The sequence below is a fragment of the Bacteroidales bacterium genome (assembly GCA_022647615.1).
Classification (GTDB): domain Bacteria; phylum Bacteroidota; class Bacteroidia; order Bacteroidales; family UBA932; genus Egerieousia.
This window is the reverse complement of the sequence record JALCKZ010000001.1, coordinates 823136-839192: the sequence shown is the minus strand read 5'-3', so window position 1 is coordinate 839192 and position 16057 is coordinate 823136. Positions and strand designations below refer to the sequence as shown.

Annotated in this window: 14 protein-coding genes and 1 tRNA gene; 1 reads left to right on the top strand and 14 read right to left on the bottom strand. The window is 41.6% G+C overall.

Features of this window, described 5'->3' with window-relative positions; genetic code table 11:
* The first annotated feature begins 3 nt into the window (after nt 1-3).
* A complete protein-coding gene (locus LKM37_03600; GenBank protein ID MCI1720092.1) occupies nt 4-1107 on the top strand; it encodes an ABC transporter permease in 1104 nt (367 codons plus the stop codon).
* Nucleotides 1108-1156: 49 nt separating this feature from the next.
* Here LKM37_03600 and LKM37_03595 read toward each other — a convergent pair whose 3' ends face one another.
* The 14 genes from LKM37_03595 to rpsG form a co-directional block, all read right to left on the bottom strand.
* Entirely contained in the window at nt 1157-3766 is a 2610-nt protein-coding gene (locus LKM37_03595) for a DUF5686 and carboxypeptidase regulatory-like domain-containing protein (GenBank protein ID MCI1720091.1), read from the bottom strand.
* 4 nt (nt 3767-3770) lie between these two features.
* Nucleotides 3771-4412: an outer membrane lipoprotein carrier protein LolA gene (locus LKM37_03590; GenBank protein ID MCI1720090.1), complete on the bottom strand. Its 642-nt coding sequence runs from the start codon at nt 4410-4412 to the stop codon at nt 3771-3773.
* A gap of 81 nt (nt 4413-4493) precedes the next feature.
* On the bottom strand, nt 4494-5228 hold the full coding sequence (locus LKM37_03585; protein ID MCI1720089.1) for a hypothetical protein: 735 nt from the start codon (nt 5226-5228) through the stop codon (nt 4494-4496).
* 16 nt (nt 5229-5244) lie between these two features.
* The gene (locus tag LKM37_03580) at nt 5245-6015 is read right to left on the bottom strand and encodes an NAD(P)-binding protein (protein MCI1720088.1); all 771 of its coding nucleotides are present in this window, start codon (nt 6013-6015) and stop codon (nt 5245-5247) included.
* A 16-nt stretch (nt 6016-6031) separates the two neighbouring features.
* Nucleotides 6032-7366 (bottom strand): MMPL family transporter, encoded by a 1335-nt coding sequence (locus LKM37_03575; GenBank protein MCI1720087.1) that lies wholly within the window; start codon nt 7364-7366, stop codon nt 6032-6034.
* A complete protein-coding gene (locus tag LKM37_03570; GenBank protein MCI1720086.1) occupies nt 7353-8756 on the bottom strand; it encodes an MMPL family transporter in 1404 nt (467 codons plus the stop codon). Before LKM37_03570 ends, LKM37_03575 begins: the two co-directional genes overlap by 14 nt.
* A gap of 13 nt (nt 8757-8769) precedes the next feature.
* Complete coding sequence (locus LKM37_03565) at nt 8770-9018, bottom strand: acyl carrier protein (protein MCI1720085.1); 249 nt, start codon at nt 9016-9018, stop codon at nt 8770-8772.
* A 43-nt stretch (nt 9019-9061) separates the two neighbouring features.
* Nucleotides 9062-10297, bottom strand: a complete 1236-nt coding sequence (locus tag LKM37_03560; GenBank protein MCI1720084.1) for a beta-ketoacyl-[acyl-carrier-protein] synthase family protein — start codon at nt 10295-10297, stop codon at nt 9062-9064.
* A gap of 16 nt (nt 10298-10313) precedes the next feature.
* Nucleotides 10314-11702 (bottom strand): 1-acyl-sn-glycerol-3-phosphate acyltransferase, encoded by a 1389-nt coding sequence (locus LKM37_03555; protein ID MCI1720083.1) that lies wholly within the window; start codon nt 11700-11702, stop codon nt 10314-10316.
* 19 nt (nt 11703-11721) lie between these two features.
* Nucleotides 11722-12858, bottom strand: coding sequence for a beta-lactamase family protein (locus LKM37_03550; GenBank protein ID MCI1720082.1), 1137 nt, complete (start codon nt 12856-12858; stop codon nt 11722-11724).
* Between the two features lie 94 nt (nt 12859-12952).
* Nucleotides 12953-13027 (bottom strand) — tRNA-Ile (locus tag LKM37_03545).
* An 82-nt stretch (nt 13028-13109) separates the two neighbouring features.
* Nucleotides 13110-13415 (bottom strand): 30S ribosomal protein S10, encoded by a 306-nt coding sequence (gene rpsJ, locus LKM37_03540; GenBank protein ID MCI1720081.1) that lies wholly within the window; start codon nt 13413-13415, stop codon nt 13110-13112.
* Between the two features lie 20 nt (nt 13416-13435).
* Nucleotides 13436-15550, bottom strand: a complete 2115-nt coding sequence (gene fusA / locus LKM37_03535) for an elongation factor G (protein ID MCI1720080.1) — start codon at nt 15548-15550, stop codon at nt 13436-13438.
* Nucleotides 15551-15571: 21 nt separating this feature from the next.
* The gene (gene rpsG, locus LKM37_03530) at nt 15572-16048 is read right to left on the bottom strand and encodes a 30S ribosomal protein S7 (protein ID MCI1720079.1); all 477 of its coding nucleotides are present in this window, start codon (nt 16046-16048) and stop codon (nt 15572-15574) included.
* Nucleotides 16049-16057 lie beyond the last annotated feature (9 nt).

Below are 16057 nucleotides of genomic sequence, written 5' to 3'. Positions count from 1 at the left end.
GCTATGCGTACACTTCTTGTTTTACTGGATAAAGAATTCAGGCAGTTTTTCCGCAACGCCTTCCTGCCAAAAATGGTACTAATGTTTCCATTGGCGGTGATGCTGATTTTCCCTTGGACAACAACAATGGATGTGCATCATATTAACATCTCTATTGTAGACAATGACCACTCGCAAGCCTCTGAAAGAGTGATAAATAAAGTAAAGGCCTCCGATTATTTCACTCTTAGCAATACAGCGGAAAATTACTCCCGCGCGCTGGACAATCTGGAAAAAGGAAAGGTAGATGTAATAGTAGAAATCCCGACAGATTTTGAGAAGGGACTGGAAAATGGAAAGCCTAAAAAAGTTAGCATTTTTGCTAACACCGTAAATGCGGTCAAGGGTTCTCTTGGCTCACAATACATGAGTCAAACCGTAACTCAATCTATCGCCGAGCTATATAAAGAGAAGGGACTGACGTTTTCAGCAGCAAGCATATCGGTACAATACCGCTACAATCCCACTTTAACGTACAGGTATTTTATGATTCCGGCGCTGATGATTATGCTGATTATCATGATATGCGGCTTCCTGCCCTCTCTTAACATTGTGAGCGAGAAGGAGATAGGCACTATAGAACAAATCAACGTAACACCGGTAAACAAGTTCACATTTACTTTGGCAAAGCTGGTTCCATATTGGATTATGGGATTTTTTGTTCTTGGGGTGGCGATGGTTATTGCATGGCTCGTTTATGGACTTACGCCGGCGGGTTCAATAGGAGCTATATTTTTGGGTGCGGCGCTTGCAGCGCTCGCAATGTCAGGACTTGGAGTTATTGTTGCAAATAATTCAAACACAGTGCAGCAGGCTATGTTTGTAATGTTCTTCTTTGTAATGATATTTGTCCTGATGAGCGGACTTATAACCCCTATAGAATCAATGCCTTCATGGGCGCAATATTTAACATACGCATTCCCCCCAAGATACTTTGTGGACATTATGCGCTCCGTTTATCTTAAAGGGACGCTGCTATCTGAATTGTGGATTGATTATGTTGCCCTTGCGGGACTTTCCATAGCTCTTGACCTGCTTGCAGCTGTCACATACAAAAAACAAGGATAAAAAGAGAATAGTTAGAGTCAGTAACGCAAGCTAAAATCAACAGCTCAAATTAGAACCTAAGCTCTATTCCAAATGTTAATGCAAAACGATTGTGTACCGGTTTGCTCACTCCGCCAATTGTGTGATAGCGGTGTGTTAAACGCCATGTTGCATCTACGCGGAACATTCTGAAAATGTTAGATATACCAACTCCGGCCTCCATGTACGGTCTGCTAAGAGAGGACATTTTTTCCGGGAACAAAATTTCTGCTTGTGATGCCGCTCCGTTACCGTCAGAGGTACTGCCATTGTTGCGTTTTGACAAAGTTCCATAAGCGGCCTTGTATGTAAATATTTCACGCCACTGCAATCTTTTTAGCAACGGAATTTTACCCAGGAAAAATCCTTTGAAGTTATGCTCATAAAATAAAGTTACCCAAGTGTCAGATGCAAATTCATAAAAGTCCATGCATGTAAACGCAGTTGCATCATGGAAATACGTACCGTTGCCCTCATGCAATTTAAGCAGCGGATAAGGCACTTTGCCTATTATTCTTCCGCCGGATAACTGGATATTTGAAACTCCGACAGGAGGCAGCTGCAAATTATACTCAACTTTTCCCTCTGTTCTGAAATAGCTGTAACTATTGTTGCTCAGACCTTTAACGGCAGCAATCAAATCAATCGTGATAACAGGGAATTTTGTAAACATGTATTGTTTGTCAAACACGCCGCGCGTAACTGTCTCATTCCAAGAGAAACGCGCCGTGTAATGGAATTGATTTGCTGCAACTGATGAAATGTGCGTACTATCAGGAGCAAACATAGGAACATATTTGTTGGAGTAAATTCTCCTGCTCTCTATTGCAAAAGTATTATCAAAACCCGTTCTCCACTCATGCAGATATTGTAAAGAGAAATCGTTTACCGGACTGAGTTTCTGACTATTACCTTTTGCAAGCACAGAAGAAAGTATATTGCCCTCCGTAAAGGCATCTATTCCTTTTCCAAGCTGCAGAGCATCATGCTTAAAGCTCAACGTGATTTTTTTAGTTGGCTGATTGCTAAACATATATTCTACAGTACCGCCCCCCTTAAAGTTCTGGTCTTTTGTTCCGTATGCACCATAAAGCATGAACCTCCACTTCTTGCTGAAATTGTCATTTGTCCTTGCTCCCATCTGAAAGCGCGCCCCCTCCAAATTATTGAAGCTGAATATTTTAAAGTAAGGGCCAAACCCCACGTATTTAGTATCGTAATAGCCGTTGAATATGGTATTAATAACGGTATAAATATTTCTGTACAGCGGAACATTTTTAATGGAATCCACCATTTTATAAATATTGCTCTCTTTTGTGGTCAGCGCATAAGGTCTCACTTTGTCCCAATAAGACTCATCATTATTTAAAACATTTCCGTTGACAATAACGCTGGTATTTATTTTAGCCACACTATCAGGCAATTGCGTGTCAAAACGCGGATGCAGATAATCAACCTGTCGGCGACCCAAAAAAGAAATCATCTTGGAGGAATCTCTTAGCGTAACGGAGAAATCTGCATACACTTTATCCTGCTTAAAAAACCACACAGAGTCCGTCAAGCTCCCGACAGATTTTCCCCCGCCGGCATTGCCGCCGGCAACTCTCTCATTCTCAACATCAATTACAAGGTCTCTAATCCAGTTAACATTAGAACCCTTCTTTAATTTTGCGTGAATATCCTTTAACGCAAAGTCTTGAGCATCAATTGACATCTCTCCGTCAAACACAGGAGATGAAACCAGCTTTGACGGATGGTATCTTATTTTGTAAGTCTTTCTACCTCCAATTTTTGTGCTGTCAATCAAGTAGTAATTATAATACACGTTTCCAACTGAAGAAATTGGAGACGGAAGCTGCACTCCAAAAATATTTATATAATTATCATAAAAATTTGTCTTGACGTTCATATTTCCGGTAAACTGCGCCAAAGTGTATTCATCTTTGATACCTGAGATTTTGCTAGCCTTTATAACTTCCTTGTTTACAACGGGATTCTTCTGATGATAAAAATGAGAATTTGCCTCAGAAATCATTACGGGCAAATACGGCTGTCCGGAAATTACAGAAGTATCCATGTAATTAAAAACAAATCCAAAATTTTTACGCAGCAACTTGCTCTTAATCTGCTCATCAGCGTTTGTCAAATCAAGCTCCATTTTGCTGTAAATACCACAGTCATAACGCTCTCTCTGCTCCGGATCATTTCTGTATTTGTTGTCGTCTATCCTCTGAAGGATGGAGCGGACATAGTGGTCATCCGGTTTCACAACAATAGCATTAAGATTTGTAATCTGCTCATTAAGAGCAAAATTAACCTCCTTAAAACCTCCCTTAACAATTGGAAATTCCTGCTGATCATAGCCAATAATCATGGCGCACAAAATACCGTCGGTGGGTTTGCGCGTTTCCATAGTATAATAACCATCCAAATCTGTGGAGACTCCAATTGTGGTATTCTTAAAAAAGACACTCGCAAAAGGGATAGGCTCGCCGGTTTTAGCATCTGTAACCCTGCCCTTGACTTTTGTCACCTGGGCAAAAGAAAAACTTGGCAATGAGATAATTATACTGGCAATTAGACAAAGAGCCAGCACTATTTTCTTCTTTTTTATCCCGATAGTTATATCGTTTAATAACATTTATCTATTCAAAAATTCCGGCAGGAAGAACTTTATTAAACTCCTTCGCCGGGGTTTTATAAAGCGTATAATTTCCGTTTCCCTCTTCCATCTTCATAAGGCATAAAGAGCAGTCTTTCTTGCTGTAATACAGGATTAAAGCCACAACCCCGTTCTTTGCTCCCTTCCCTTTATTCAATTCAAACGTATAATATTTGTCAGAATCTCCATAAGTGATAGATGCATTATTCTCTTTTGCCGCACCGTTTACATCACCGGAAATTGCAGTGACCAACGTATTCTTAAGGTTCCTCATGCGCGCATCTGTTTTTGTACTGTAAGCAGTTTTCTTTGAGCCTTTTGCAAGAACCAATTTATCCCCGTTCACAAGGAGCTGATTACCCGCCGGCTTGTCATATTTCATATTAAGCTGCCCAGATGAGCGCTTAAAATATAGAGTGCCGGAGGAATTTAAATCACTTTTCACCCCCATCATATGCTTAACCTGCACAAATCCGCATTCCACTGTTCCGTATTTTGCATTAGCATCCGCTATCTTTTTTATAATTCTCTGTTGTTCTGCATTTTGTGCAAGCACCGCTGAAAAAGAGAAAACAAAAAATAACGCCGCAAAAATAACTTTAGATACCTTATTATAAGTAGTCATTTCTTCTCAATTTATATCTGTTAATCCTATATTTTGCCCCTGCTGATACTGCAATTATTACTCCAAAAATTTGCCGGCACATCACATCTCCAGATTCAAGTCCAATCCTGCAGTTGCTTCCTTAAGCCCAATAACCGCAGAACAAGTTAAAAATGAGGTAATTGAGACACCAAGGATTCCGTGCAAATTTAAATTTTGCCCGGTAAAATACAAATTCGGAATTGGAGTTTTAGGCGCCAAAAGCGTACACAGCAGATTATTGCAATCTTTTCTAATGCCGTATGCAGCGCCATTAACCGTTCCGGTATAGTTCATATAAGTAAGCGGGGAGCTTGTACATATACTCCCGATGGAATCTCTTAGCCCAGGTATGCATCTCTCTGCCAAAGCAATACATTCCTCAGCCTTTTTCCTCTTAAACTCTTTATAATCCTCTCCTCTCTTTCCGACAGAGGTATCCTTCCATTTTTCAACTTCAGAAAAACTCATCGGAGCAAGCAAATCTATTATCTGAGCAAATTCACCATTGGCAGGGACCTGATAACTTATCAGCACGCCATGCACCTTGCCATCCCCCAGCATATCTGAAATCTCCCAAGGTGAACCCACCTCCGGAGAATAATAGTAAACGTTTCTGTTTCTGTACTGTACACGGCCGGGCTTTAGAGCAATATTTACGGTAAACATTCCGTAGGTCTCTCCAAGATTATTAATTCTATGACGGAACACCGGACGTACAAGATGAGTCTCTTTAATAAGATTAAGGGTAATCCCGGGGTGAACATCAGAGATAAAATTATCCGCAGAAATTCTCACACTCTCTCCGCTGTTGTTAATAATCCTCAGCCTCCGTTATTTTCCCCTCTTTTTCAATAAGCTGGCTGACAGCAGAATCTGTCATTATTTCTCCGCCCATCTTTTTTATTCCATTTGAAAGAGAGTCTGCTATCATAGAACCTCTTCCGCATAATCTCCAAGCACTCTGCACAAAAGAACTGTTTATCTGAGCAAATAAATAGAGCGGCAATGTCTCCCTGTGAAGCTCCAGCTTTAAAGAATCCCCGCTCAAGACATTTAGCAATTCTGTATTCTTTATGGTCTCACGCAAAAAACAATATGCAGAATCTGAAAACAGTTTTGTGCGGAAGGCAATATCTTCTTCATGCGCCATAAGTGGGCCTGTAATTTCCTTTCCTACAGACCTTAAGAAGAAAACATATCTGTTAAGAGCAGCCTCATCTTCAGGGAAATATTCAGAAAGTTTACGGGCGAAATTCTCATATCCGTTAGCAAAAAGATAAGATTTTTCTCCTAAAATTACCTCATTGTATCCGTCGGTATCCAGTTGATGCCAAGGCAAATCCATCAGCTTGAAATAAGAAAAAATATTATGCAGGATTTGTCCCTTGCCCAAACCTCCTACATAGTGAAAGCCGGTATCATATTCATTATCACCGCGTTTAAAGCTTTGCAAACACCCGCCAATGGAATGATTCTTCTCAACCACGCAAACCCTTCTCCCATGCTTTGCAAGAATATAAGCACATTCCAGACCGCCAAGTCCGCTTCCAATTATTAGAGTATCAAAGCTTTTAGAAGACATATCTATTCCTTTTCAACTACTTTTTCACCTTTGCCCTGACTTTTTCATAAGCCTCAAAAAGCCATGGCTGCAAAACAAAAGTAATCATAATGGTAGAAATCATTCCCACAAGGGTAGAAAACCCTATTGATGAAATTGCGGGGTGAACCGCAAACATCAATGAAACCACCGCAATAATTAATATGCACGCAGAGAAGAAAATTGCACTCTTGTGATATACAAGCAGTTCCTTGCCGGATGCTCCGGACATATCCCTCCCGCTCACTCTATTTTCATGCGTTAATCCATCCATCACAAATATGCTGTAATCAACTCCCATTCCAAAGATGAAAGTGGAGATTATAATATTTATGAGATTAAATTCCACTCCCGCAGCTGCCATTGCTCCAAGCACAATATACCAGCTCATTCCCATTGGAAGAAAAGCTATTAGCGCATAAACAACATTCCGCATAGAAAGCAGCAAAACTATTAGAACAAAAATAGAGGAAATCATAAGCACAAGATTAAAATCATGGCTCATAATACTCACCATATCAGATGTATAGAAGAACGGATCCACAACCAGCGTATGCTTTGCCAGCTCGTTTTCCGCGGCAGCCGCGTTCCCCGATGAAACTGATTCAGGTTTTCCGTAAACTCCTCCGCGCGCTATAAACTTTGAGATTTTTTTAAAATTCTCCGCCGGAGCCTTAACGGCAGTAAATACAAGCCAGGTGTCTCCTGTATGTTCTATCATATTGGACATCAAGCTATTTGGCAGCACATTGGAATCATATAGACTCACGGGCTTATATTGTTTTTCCACCATTTCATAAAACGGAGAAAACATATCCGCCTCAAATCCTGCCCTCTCCCCTGCCTTTATAATAAGACTTTTAACCTCTTGCTTTCTATCGGGAGTCCAATAATTATTCCAAAAATTTATACGCGCATTTTGCTCATCTTCAGGCAAAAGCAGCGCGGAAGAGTTGGAGTATTTTGCAATCTCCCCTCTCTGTTTTAAATCCCGACAGATGTATCCAATTTTCTGATTGTACCTGAGCGCAGAGTCCAGCGACCTGGCAAAGACCGCATAATATTTCTGAGTCAGTCCGTGCATAACTTTCTCTGTATAAAGATTATTGGCTCGTACAACCTTAGGTTCATAATATCCAAGATGAGTTATGTCCGTATCAAATTTTGCCTTCCCCCCCGTAATTATAAGAGAGGCGGAAAATACCAGAAGTACTAAAGCAATCAGCCAGGATTTTTTATGATAAGGATAAGACGTAATTCTTTCAATTACTCTAAATGCCTTATTATCAGAACTTACAAGCTCCCCGTTGTCATTATCATTATCGCTTATCATTATCGTTGTTGTTGTTGCCCTCTCCGTTCATGGTTTTTGGAGCCTTTGTTTTAAAAAACTGCGGCAAGAAAAGCAAAGCGGAAAGGGTTGTACCAAGCATTACCAATGAGGCAAACAGGCCAAAATCTCTTAACAGGGACGACCGCGTAAACATCAGTCCCATAAGAGCTCCAATGGTTGTGATACACCCCAGCATCACAGGTTTGGTTTGCTCTTTTATTACCCTCTCCGGGTCATAAAGATAAGAGTAATGAGTTATCACGTGGAGACAATAACTAAGCGCAACTCCAATTACCAAAGAGCCTATGCCCAAAGAGATAAATGACATGGAACCTTGGATAAAATACATCATCGCAAGGGCAAACACTATCCCGTAAATAAGCGGCAATAAAAGCAAAACAAGAACTTTAAATCCTCCTATGGTCTTCCGGAATGAAAAACCTATGATTAAGCAAATAAGTAACAATGAAATACTTACCGTGATTGTCAAATCTTTCTTTATCCTTTTGGAATTAAAAACGCTCTGCACCGGAGAGCCATAAAATAAAACCTCAACTCCGGGGTTGGCCGCCTCAAAAGAGGCAATCTCTTTTTGCAAATTATTCACCAGCCGGGTTCCGCTTTTGCTGTCAAATGATTTAAATGACGGGGACAAAAACGCAAGGGCCATTGTACTGTCGGGAGAAAAAAAGTGATTGCTAATTATTTTATAATCAGAATCTTTAAGCGGGTTACCGGAATTGCCTGCAGCAGGGGCGCTGCCATTTGAAACGCTGCCGGACGATGCGCTTTTGGCAGAGAAAAGATTGCGCAAAGCAAGAGGATCCTCTCTTATGATATCATAATATGCGCTCCCCTCGGGAGAGGACAGAAGCTCCGTGTTGGCCGCCATAAGTGAATCCAGCACAGCCGGTTGCAGCATCCTGTCAAAGCGCGGATAGAAGTCCGCAGGCAAAAAAACGGGGGCATTTTCAAAGATGAAAGAGACGGCATTTTGAACCAAAGTGTCATCAATTTTCCAAAGTACATTCTCTATCTCACCGCCATTATGAGCAATAAGAGAATCGCAAAAAGTATCAGCGCATAAAATCAGGCTGTCTGGTGTAACTCCCTCTGCCCCTGCATTTTCCTTAGTACTGCCGGAATTTGAAATTTGCGTGCCGCGCGGAACAAATTCTAGAAAAATCTTATCCTTGACCCTTAATTTATCAAATGCATAGCGGGCTCCGTTATTGTTCCCCGCAGATGGAAGCAACTTGGAAATATCCTCTTCATAATGCATTTTTGCTCCAAAAAATGCAAAGAGGATAAAGCTGGAAATCAGTACTATGTAAAAAGCCGCCTTATGCTCCTTAAAGAAGCGGAAAGCGGCCAGTATAAATTTTGTCATTTGGGAAAAGCAATTACTTGCTCTCTATCCTTGCAAGTATAAAATTATATAACTCTGTAAATGTCTTAATTTTAACTATTTCCGTCCCCTTGATTTTAACTCCGAAGGTCTCTTCCATTAAAGCAACAAGATCCACAAGACTAAGGCTGTCCAGGTTTAGGGTTTTCTTGATGTCTGCATCAGGAGTAATTACATCTTCTTCTACTTCAAATTCTTCTGCCAGAACTTTTTTTGCTTTTGCTTCAATCTCTGCTGTTGTCATACCTTTTATTTTTAGAACTATCTATCTAATTTTTAATTACTTATTATTTGCCGCCATTCTGCAGGTTCTTTACCACAAGCGTAGAATTTGTGCCGCCGAATCCAAAAGAGTTGGAAAGGAAAATATTAAAATGAGCATCCAATCTCTTTGCCGGAATATTCAATTTTGCAGAATCCTCATCCGGAGTTTCAAAATTAACATTCGCCCCGATAAAATCATTCTGCATCATCAACATTGAGTAAATCACCTCGCTTGCTCCTGCCATCCACATTTCATGCCCTGTCTGTGATTTTGTGGAAGTTACAGGCGGCATGTGGTCTCCAAATACCTTATAAATTGCCTTGGCTTCATTTTGGTCACCGACAGGTGTACTTGTGGCGTGAGCGTTTATGTAGCCTATTTCATTTTTCTGAATACCCGCGCGGCGAATAGCCATCTCCAAAGAACGCGCCGGGCCATCTACGTTAGGGACGGAAATATGGTCTCCGTTTGAGGAAAAGCCATATCCTAAAACCTCCGCAATGATTGGCGCTCCGCGCTTTACGGCACTCTCATAATCCTCCAGAATTACAGTTGCCGCACCTCCGGAAGGAATTAATCCGTCGCGATTTTTATCAAAAGGACGGCTAGCTTTCTCCGGCTCACTCTCCCTTTTTGAAAACGCTCCAATGCCGTCAAAACTGCAGACAGAATAGGGATTAACCTCCTGCGCACCTCCGCAAACAACCATATCCTGCAACCCGTCTCCTATAAGCAAAGCTCCTAAACCTATTGCATGTGAGCCGCTTGCGCAAGCTCCGGAAACCGTAAGATTCATTCCCTTAAGCTTAAAAATGCAGGAAAGATTCATTGTGACGGTAGAGTTCATGGATTTAAAAATTCCGCCGCTCCCTATCATTGATGTATCCTTGTGTTCCCGCATGGTATCTACGCTCCTAATTACAGGCTCCGCGCTAGAATCATTTCCATACATAAGACCTACCTCATGCGTATCCAGATAATCTTGCTCAATCTTTGCAGCCTTAAGAGCATCAGCGGTAGCACAATAAGCATAAAGCGCCTCCTCCGGCATATAAACTCTTTGGTTGCGGCTTAGAACTCCCTTAAGATTAGGAATTTCCAGCTTTCCGGTAAGGGCGGAAACAAATCCCATCTCTTTGCGGACCGGGTCAAAAACAATCCCCGATTTCCCGCTATATAAAGAATCTCTCACCTCCTCCAGCGTCTTGCCAAGGCAGGAATAAATTCCCATTCCGGTTATTACAACTCTTCTTTTCATTTTAACGCGTCCGATTTTACTTTAACGCACTCCACAACTCATCCTCCAATCTATCCCTCAAATCTTTCAAGGCGCGCAATTTAGCACTTTTTCTATTTTTATAAAAGCGATATTCCTCTTTTAGACCAAAACTGTATGAACAATAGTACCACGCAAAAAGTGACAAAAGCGGCAGAAGGCAGACATAAATCACTCCCATCAACACCGTAAAAATTTTACATGCCAGCAAAAAAGATATCAGATAGAAAAGGGGGATTGTAATAATTGCGCTGAACCCCAGCAAAAAGGACCCACGCAGCATTGGATCATTCATCCTCTTTGCAAACGGCTGCGGAATAACATAAATGAAATAGGCAGGCCACAAAGAGAAAATCCAAAGCGGCAGCAGCAAAACCAGGCAAACGCAACGCACAATCATCCTGCACTTTACAGCATCCATTCCAAAAATCTTCTTCCCATTTTCCAAAGGCACATTAGTTAAAGTCTTAAAAGAAATCTCATTCTCCTCCAATCCTTTTTTAAGCTCCTGCGCCTCATCAAATATTTTATTTTTTATCCCGACAGCTGGTAGATTTCCAATTGCCTCCACCATCTGCTTATCGGCAATCAGCTGTTCCGGCAGCTCCTTATAATCCAAATTATTTTGATGCGCATAATTTGCCCCAAAATTTGTACGCAAAAAATCTATCGCATCATAATTATCCAAATCTTCAATGTTGAGCATCATCTCTTTTATCTGTGCTCTAACAAGCTCATTCACTTCTCTTTGCGCCGTTCTTGGCTGGCTTTTGTAGAGTTCATAATAAGGTTTAAGAGAGATTGGCTTGCCGTATTTAATTAGCATATCTCCCTGTATGGGATAATATCTTGAGTAGTGATTTGCGCATGGAAGAATAAAGACTTCTTCCAGAAAATCAGATTTTTTTGCGGCATTGAAAGCCAGAGTTGTATAGCCGCTTGTGAAATCTCCAAGCCAGCGTTTGTTCTGATGTCCGGCCTCCGGAAAAAGCATCACAGCCTCTCCGCCAGCAACCAGTTCTTCACTTTCAGCAAAAGTTTTCTCATTCTTCCCGACAGCTTCAATTCCCTCAAAATTAGCTCTATACGCCGGCATAACACCCAGATAGCGCATAAACTTTGTAAGGATGCCGCTAACGCTAAAAATATCAGCGCGTGCTATAAAATGAATTTTTCTGTTTGAATTTGAATTTGACAACAACACCGCAATTGCATCAATAAGACAATTCTGATGATTCTCAACTATGACAAGCGGCGTTCCATCCGGAGGAACATTTTTGGTGTTCATGTAATACACATGTTTGAACATCAAATTGTTAAAAGTAAAACTAATAATCCACTTAATAATTCTGTAAAAAAAACCTGTCTTTCTAACCTCTTCTTTCATTACCTATCGCGATTATTATTTATTCTTCATTAATCCAGCGCTCTATATCAAACGTGTCATTAAAGAATAGTTTAGTCATCTGATTTACAATATCATGTCCGCACGCACTGTTTGCAAAATACACAAACGTTTTTCTCTCATTTGGAATTATGATGAACAGCGCCTTTGAATTTCCGTTATCGCCCCAATGCCAAAGAATTGTACCGTGATTCTTTGTCTTCTCAGTGCCAATGCCCAGGCCCCAGGCAATTGTTCCCTTCTTGTCTATCTCCCTGATTTTAGGAGGATACTGAGTTGCAAGTCCGCTGCAAGGAGTAATCATCATCTTGTAAGTCTTTCTTTTTAAGCCGGTTCCATTCAACAAAACTTTCAGGAAATTTGAATAATCATGCGCATTTGTCAGCAAAGTGTATGCAACATTCTGCCTTGGAAATCTCCTGACCCCGCGGTTTTCCCCCTCCCTGTTAAATGACGCAACTGCCATAGTATCAAACTGCGGCATCCATTCGTAAGAACTGTTTGGCATATCATATTTATCAAACACTTCCTCTTTTGCAATTTCCTGTATTGACTTGCCTTTTATTTTCTCGACAGCTCTTTGCAGAAAAGCGTAACCTTCTCCGGAATAATCAAAAATAGAATCCACAGGGAAAATAAAATGGATTTTGCTTGCGGGCCATTCATCAGAAGATGGAGATGCCGCCCATTCCTCCAGTCCGGTGCGATGCATCAGCACCAATCTGGCTGTCAGCCTTTTAGCCTTATCCTTGTCTATGAAACGGTCTATGTCCGTATAGTTGTACAGCGGCTTGTCCAGGTCAATCTCCCCGCGGTCATACATCCTCAGCACAACGTATGCAAAAATCACTTTGCTCAAAGATGCAGCCTGAAAAACAGGCGTCTTGCCGCCCGGCTTGTTTGCACTGACGTAACCAAACATTCCTGTCCTCTCTAACTTAGGTTCTGAGGAAGCGTTGTACTCAACGTACTTGTACTCAATCAAAGGAATCCTTGCCTGCACTCTGATTTGATCTACGCTGTTTTGGATGTTTTTAAAATTATTCACCTTGTTGTTTATATACTCAGCAGCATCCTGCGCCATCACCAAACCAGGCGCAAACAGCAAAGCTGCAAGTATCATAATTGATTTTTTCATAGGTCGCAAAGTTACGAAAAAGATGTGGAAAAGGCCGCGTAAACTCAGCCCTTGGGTCCACAAAAAAAGCCTGAAAAAATTCAGGCTTTTTCTGTGGACCCAGTAGGACTTGAACCTACGACCCCCTGATTATGAGTCAGGTGCTGCTAACCAACTGAGCTATGAGTCCATGTCCAACGGCTAAGATGGTTTACTTTATCGGGGACACTTTGCCACCGGAAAATAATCATCATCACCGTATGTGTTGTTCATCAGACTTTTATCTCAACTTCTACGCCGCTTGGAAGTTCCAGCTTCATAAGAGCATCAACTGTCTTGGATGAAGAGCTGTAAATATCCAGCAGACGGCAGAAAGAGTTTAGCTCAAACTGCTCACGTGCCTTTTTGTTAACAAAGGTTGAGCGGTTTACGGTAAAAATCTTCTTGTCAACCGGCATCGGGATTGGACCGCTGACGATTGCGCCTGTAGCCTTTACTGTCTCTACAATCTTGGCGGCAGATTTATCTACCAGCGCATGATCAAAAGACTTAAGCTTAATTCTTATTTTTTGGCTCATTTTATTTATTAATTTTTTAATTATTCCTCTTCTGCAATTGGCTTATTGCCAGACTTCTCAATAATCTCTTTTGCAAGATTAGCAGGAAGTTCCGCATAATGTGAAAATTCCATCGTACTAGTTGCACGTCCGGAAGACAATGTTCTTAAGACAGTTACATAACCAAACTGCTCGGAAAGCGGAACCATCGCCTTGATGATTCTTGCTCCTCCCCTGGAGTCCATGTTAGTAATCTGTCCGCGACGTTTGTTAAGGTCTCCGATTACATCTCCCATATACTCCTCAGGTGTTACAACCTCCAGAGCCATAACGGGTTCCATAATTACAGGAGCTGCCTTAGCTGCTGCCTTGCGGAATGCTTGTCTTGCGCAGATTTCAAATGAAAGCTGATCGGAATCTACGGGGTGGAATGAACCATCTTTAAGAACAACCTTCATAGATGTAACTTCATAGCCGGCAAGAACACCATTTTGCATTGCCGCCTTGAAGCCCTTTTCTACTGCAGGAATATATTCTCTTGGAATGTTTCCTCCTTTAACCTCATCTACAAATTGTAGTCCTGTAACTCCCTCGTCCGCAGGTCCCATTTCAAAGATGATATCCGCAAATTTACCACGGCCGCCAGTCTGTTTCTTAAACAGCTCTCTGTGCTGAACGGTCTGACGCAATGCCTCTTTGTAGTTAACTTGAGGAGCGCCCTGGTTAATTTCTACGCCAAACTCTCTCTTTAATCTGTCAATCAAAATCTCCAGATGAAGCTCTCCCATTCCGCTGATAATAGTCTGACCTGTATCTGTATCAGACTTAACGGTAAATGTAGGGTCTTCCTCTGCAAGCTTGCCAAGAGCGATTCCAAGTTTGTCCAAATCTGCCTGAGTCTTAGGCTCTACGGCAAGTCCGATAACAGGAGTCGGGAACTTCATAGACTCAAGAACTATAGGATGATTCTCATCACAGATGGTATCTCCTGTTCTCAAATCTTTGAAACCGACTGCAGCACAGATATCTCCGGCCTCAACAAAATCTATAGGATTCTGTTTGTTGGAGTGCATCTGGTACAATCTTGCAACTCTCTCTTTCTTATCGCTTCTGGTATTAAGAACGTAAGAGCCTGAATCCAGTTTGCCTGAATAAGCTCTCAAATATGCTAATCTTCCTACAAAAGGATCTGTCGCGATTTTGAAAACAAGTGCGCAGAAAGGCTCTGAAGCTGAAGGTTTTCTCTCAACTTCTTCCTCTGTCTTTGGATTTGTTCCGGTGACATTGCCTCTATCCAAAGGACTTGGCAGATATCTCACGACAGCGTCCAGCAAGAACTGCACGCCCTTATTTTTAAATGAAGAACCGCAGCACATTGGAACAATGTCCATGCTAATGGTACCTTTTCTTATTGCTGCTATAACTTCTTCATCTGTAATAGTTTCCGGATTGTCAAAATACTTCTGCATTAAGGCGTCGTCAAATTCAGCGGCGGACTCAATCATAGCGGCCCTCCACTTCTTTGCCTCTTCTACCAAGTTTGCAGGAATATCTTTCTCTTCATAATTAACAAGTTCCTTACCCTCTGAATCATAGTAAATTGCCTTCATCTTAAGGATATCTACTATACCTTCAAATTTATCCTCTGCACCTATCGGGATGCAAATAGGAACCGGCTTAGCTCCAAGCTTCTTCTTGATGTCCTCTACTACTGCAAAAAAGTCTGCACCAACACGGTCCATCTTATTTACATAAGCAATCTTTGGAACACCATACTTATCTGCTTGTCTCCAAACTGTTTCTGACTGAGGCTGAACTCTTCCAACTGCGCAGAAAGTTGCAACCGTCCCGTCTAGAACACGCAAAGAACGCTCTACCTCTGCGGTAAAATCTACGTGCCCCGGGGTATCAATCAAGTTAATCTGAAAATGTTCTCCGTTGTAGTGCCAGAATGCCGTAGTAGCTGCAGAAGTGATAGTAATACCGCGCTCCTGCTCCTCTACCATCCAGTCCATTGTGGCTGCTCCATCATGAACCTCACCGATCTTGTGAGTCTTGCCCGTATAATACAGTATTCTCTCAGAAGTAGTTGTTTTTCCGGCATCTATGTGCGCCATGATGCCGATGTTTCTGGTGTATTTTAAATCTCTTGCCATTTAACTAAACTCTCCTAAGAACTAAAAACGGAAGTGAGCGAATGCCTTGTTGGCCTCTGCCATCTTGTGCATGTCCTCTTTCTTCTTGAAGGCACCGCCTTCATTGTTATATGCTGCCATTATCTCCGCCGCTAATTTTTCAGCCATTGAGTGGCCCGGTCTCTTTCTAGCAAAAAGAATCAAGTTCTTCATACTGATAGAAATCTTTCTCTCCGGACGCACCTCGGTAGGTACTTGAAAGTTAGCTCCTCCAACTCTGCGGCTTTTAACCTCAATTTGGGGAGTTACATTTTCCAATGCTTTCTTCCAAATCTCTACTGGAGCCTTGCCAGAATCTTTCATCTTCTCGCCGATCATGTCCATTGAATCGTAAAAAATAGCGTAAGCGATACTCTTCTTCCCCTGCAACATAAGATTGTTCACGAACCTGGTTACCAGGGCGTCGTGAAATTTTGGATCAGGAAGTAGAATCCTCTTTTTAGGCTTTGTTTTTCTCATTTCTTTGAA

What these genes read in the sequence shown, in the direction of transcription:
- LKM37_03600 (MCI1720092.1), top strand. Translation starts at nt 4, where the DNA reads ATGCGTACACTTCTTGTTTTACTGGATAAAGAATTCAGGCAGTTTTTC.
- LKM37_03595 (MCI1720091.1), bottom strand. Translation starts at nt 3,766, where the DNA reads ATGTTATTAAACGATATAACTATCGGGATAAAAAAGAAGAAAATAGTG.
- LKM37_03590 (MCI1720090.1), bottom strand. Translation starts at nt 4,412, where the DNA reads ATGACTACTTATAATAAGGTATCTAAAGTTATTTTTGCGGCGTTATTT.
- LKM37_03580 (MCI1720088.1), bottom strand. Translation starts at nt 6,015, where the DNA reads ATGTCTTCTAAAAGCTTTGATACTCTAATAATTGGAAGCGGACTTGGC.
- LKM37_03575 (MCI1720087.1), bottom strand. Translation starts at nt 7,366, where the DNA reads ATGATAAGCGATAATGATAATGACAACGGGGAGCTTGTAAGTTCTGAT.
- LKM37_03570 (MCI1720086.1), bottom strand. Translation starts at nt 8,756, where the DNA reads ATGACAAAATTTATACTGGCCGCTTTCCGCTTCTTTAAGGAGCATAAG.
- LKM37_03565 (MCI1720085.1), bottom strand. Translation starts at nt 9,018, where the DNA reads ATGACAACAGCAGAGATTGAAGCAAAAGCAAAAAAAGTTCTGGCAGAA.
- LKM37_03560 (MCI1720084.1), bottom strand. Translation starts at nt 10,297, where the DNA reads ATGAAAAGAAGAGTTGTAATAACCGGAATGGGAATTTATTCCTGCCTT.
- LKM37_03555 (MCI1720083.1), bottom strand. Translation starts at nt 11,702, where the DNA reads ATGAAAGAAGAGGTTAGAAAGACAGGTTTTTTTTACAGAATTATTAAG.
- LKM37_03550 (MCI1720082.1), bottom strand. Translation starts at nt 12,858, where the DNA reads ATGAAAAAATCAATTATGATACTTGCAGCTTTGCTGTTTGCGCCTGGT.
- rpsJ (MCI1720081.1), bottom strand. Translation starts at nt 13,415, where the DNA reads ATGAGCCAAAAAATAAGAATTAAGCTTAAGTCTTTTGATCATGCGCTG.
- fusA (MCI1720080.1), bottom strand. Translation starts at nt 15,550, where the DNA reads ATGGCAAGAGATTTAAAATACACCAGAAACATCGGCATCATGGCGCAC.
- rpsG (MCI1720079.1), bottom strand. Translation starts at nt 16,048, where the DNA reads ATGAGAAAAACAAAGCCTAAAAAGAGGATTCTACTTCCTGATCCAAAA.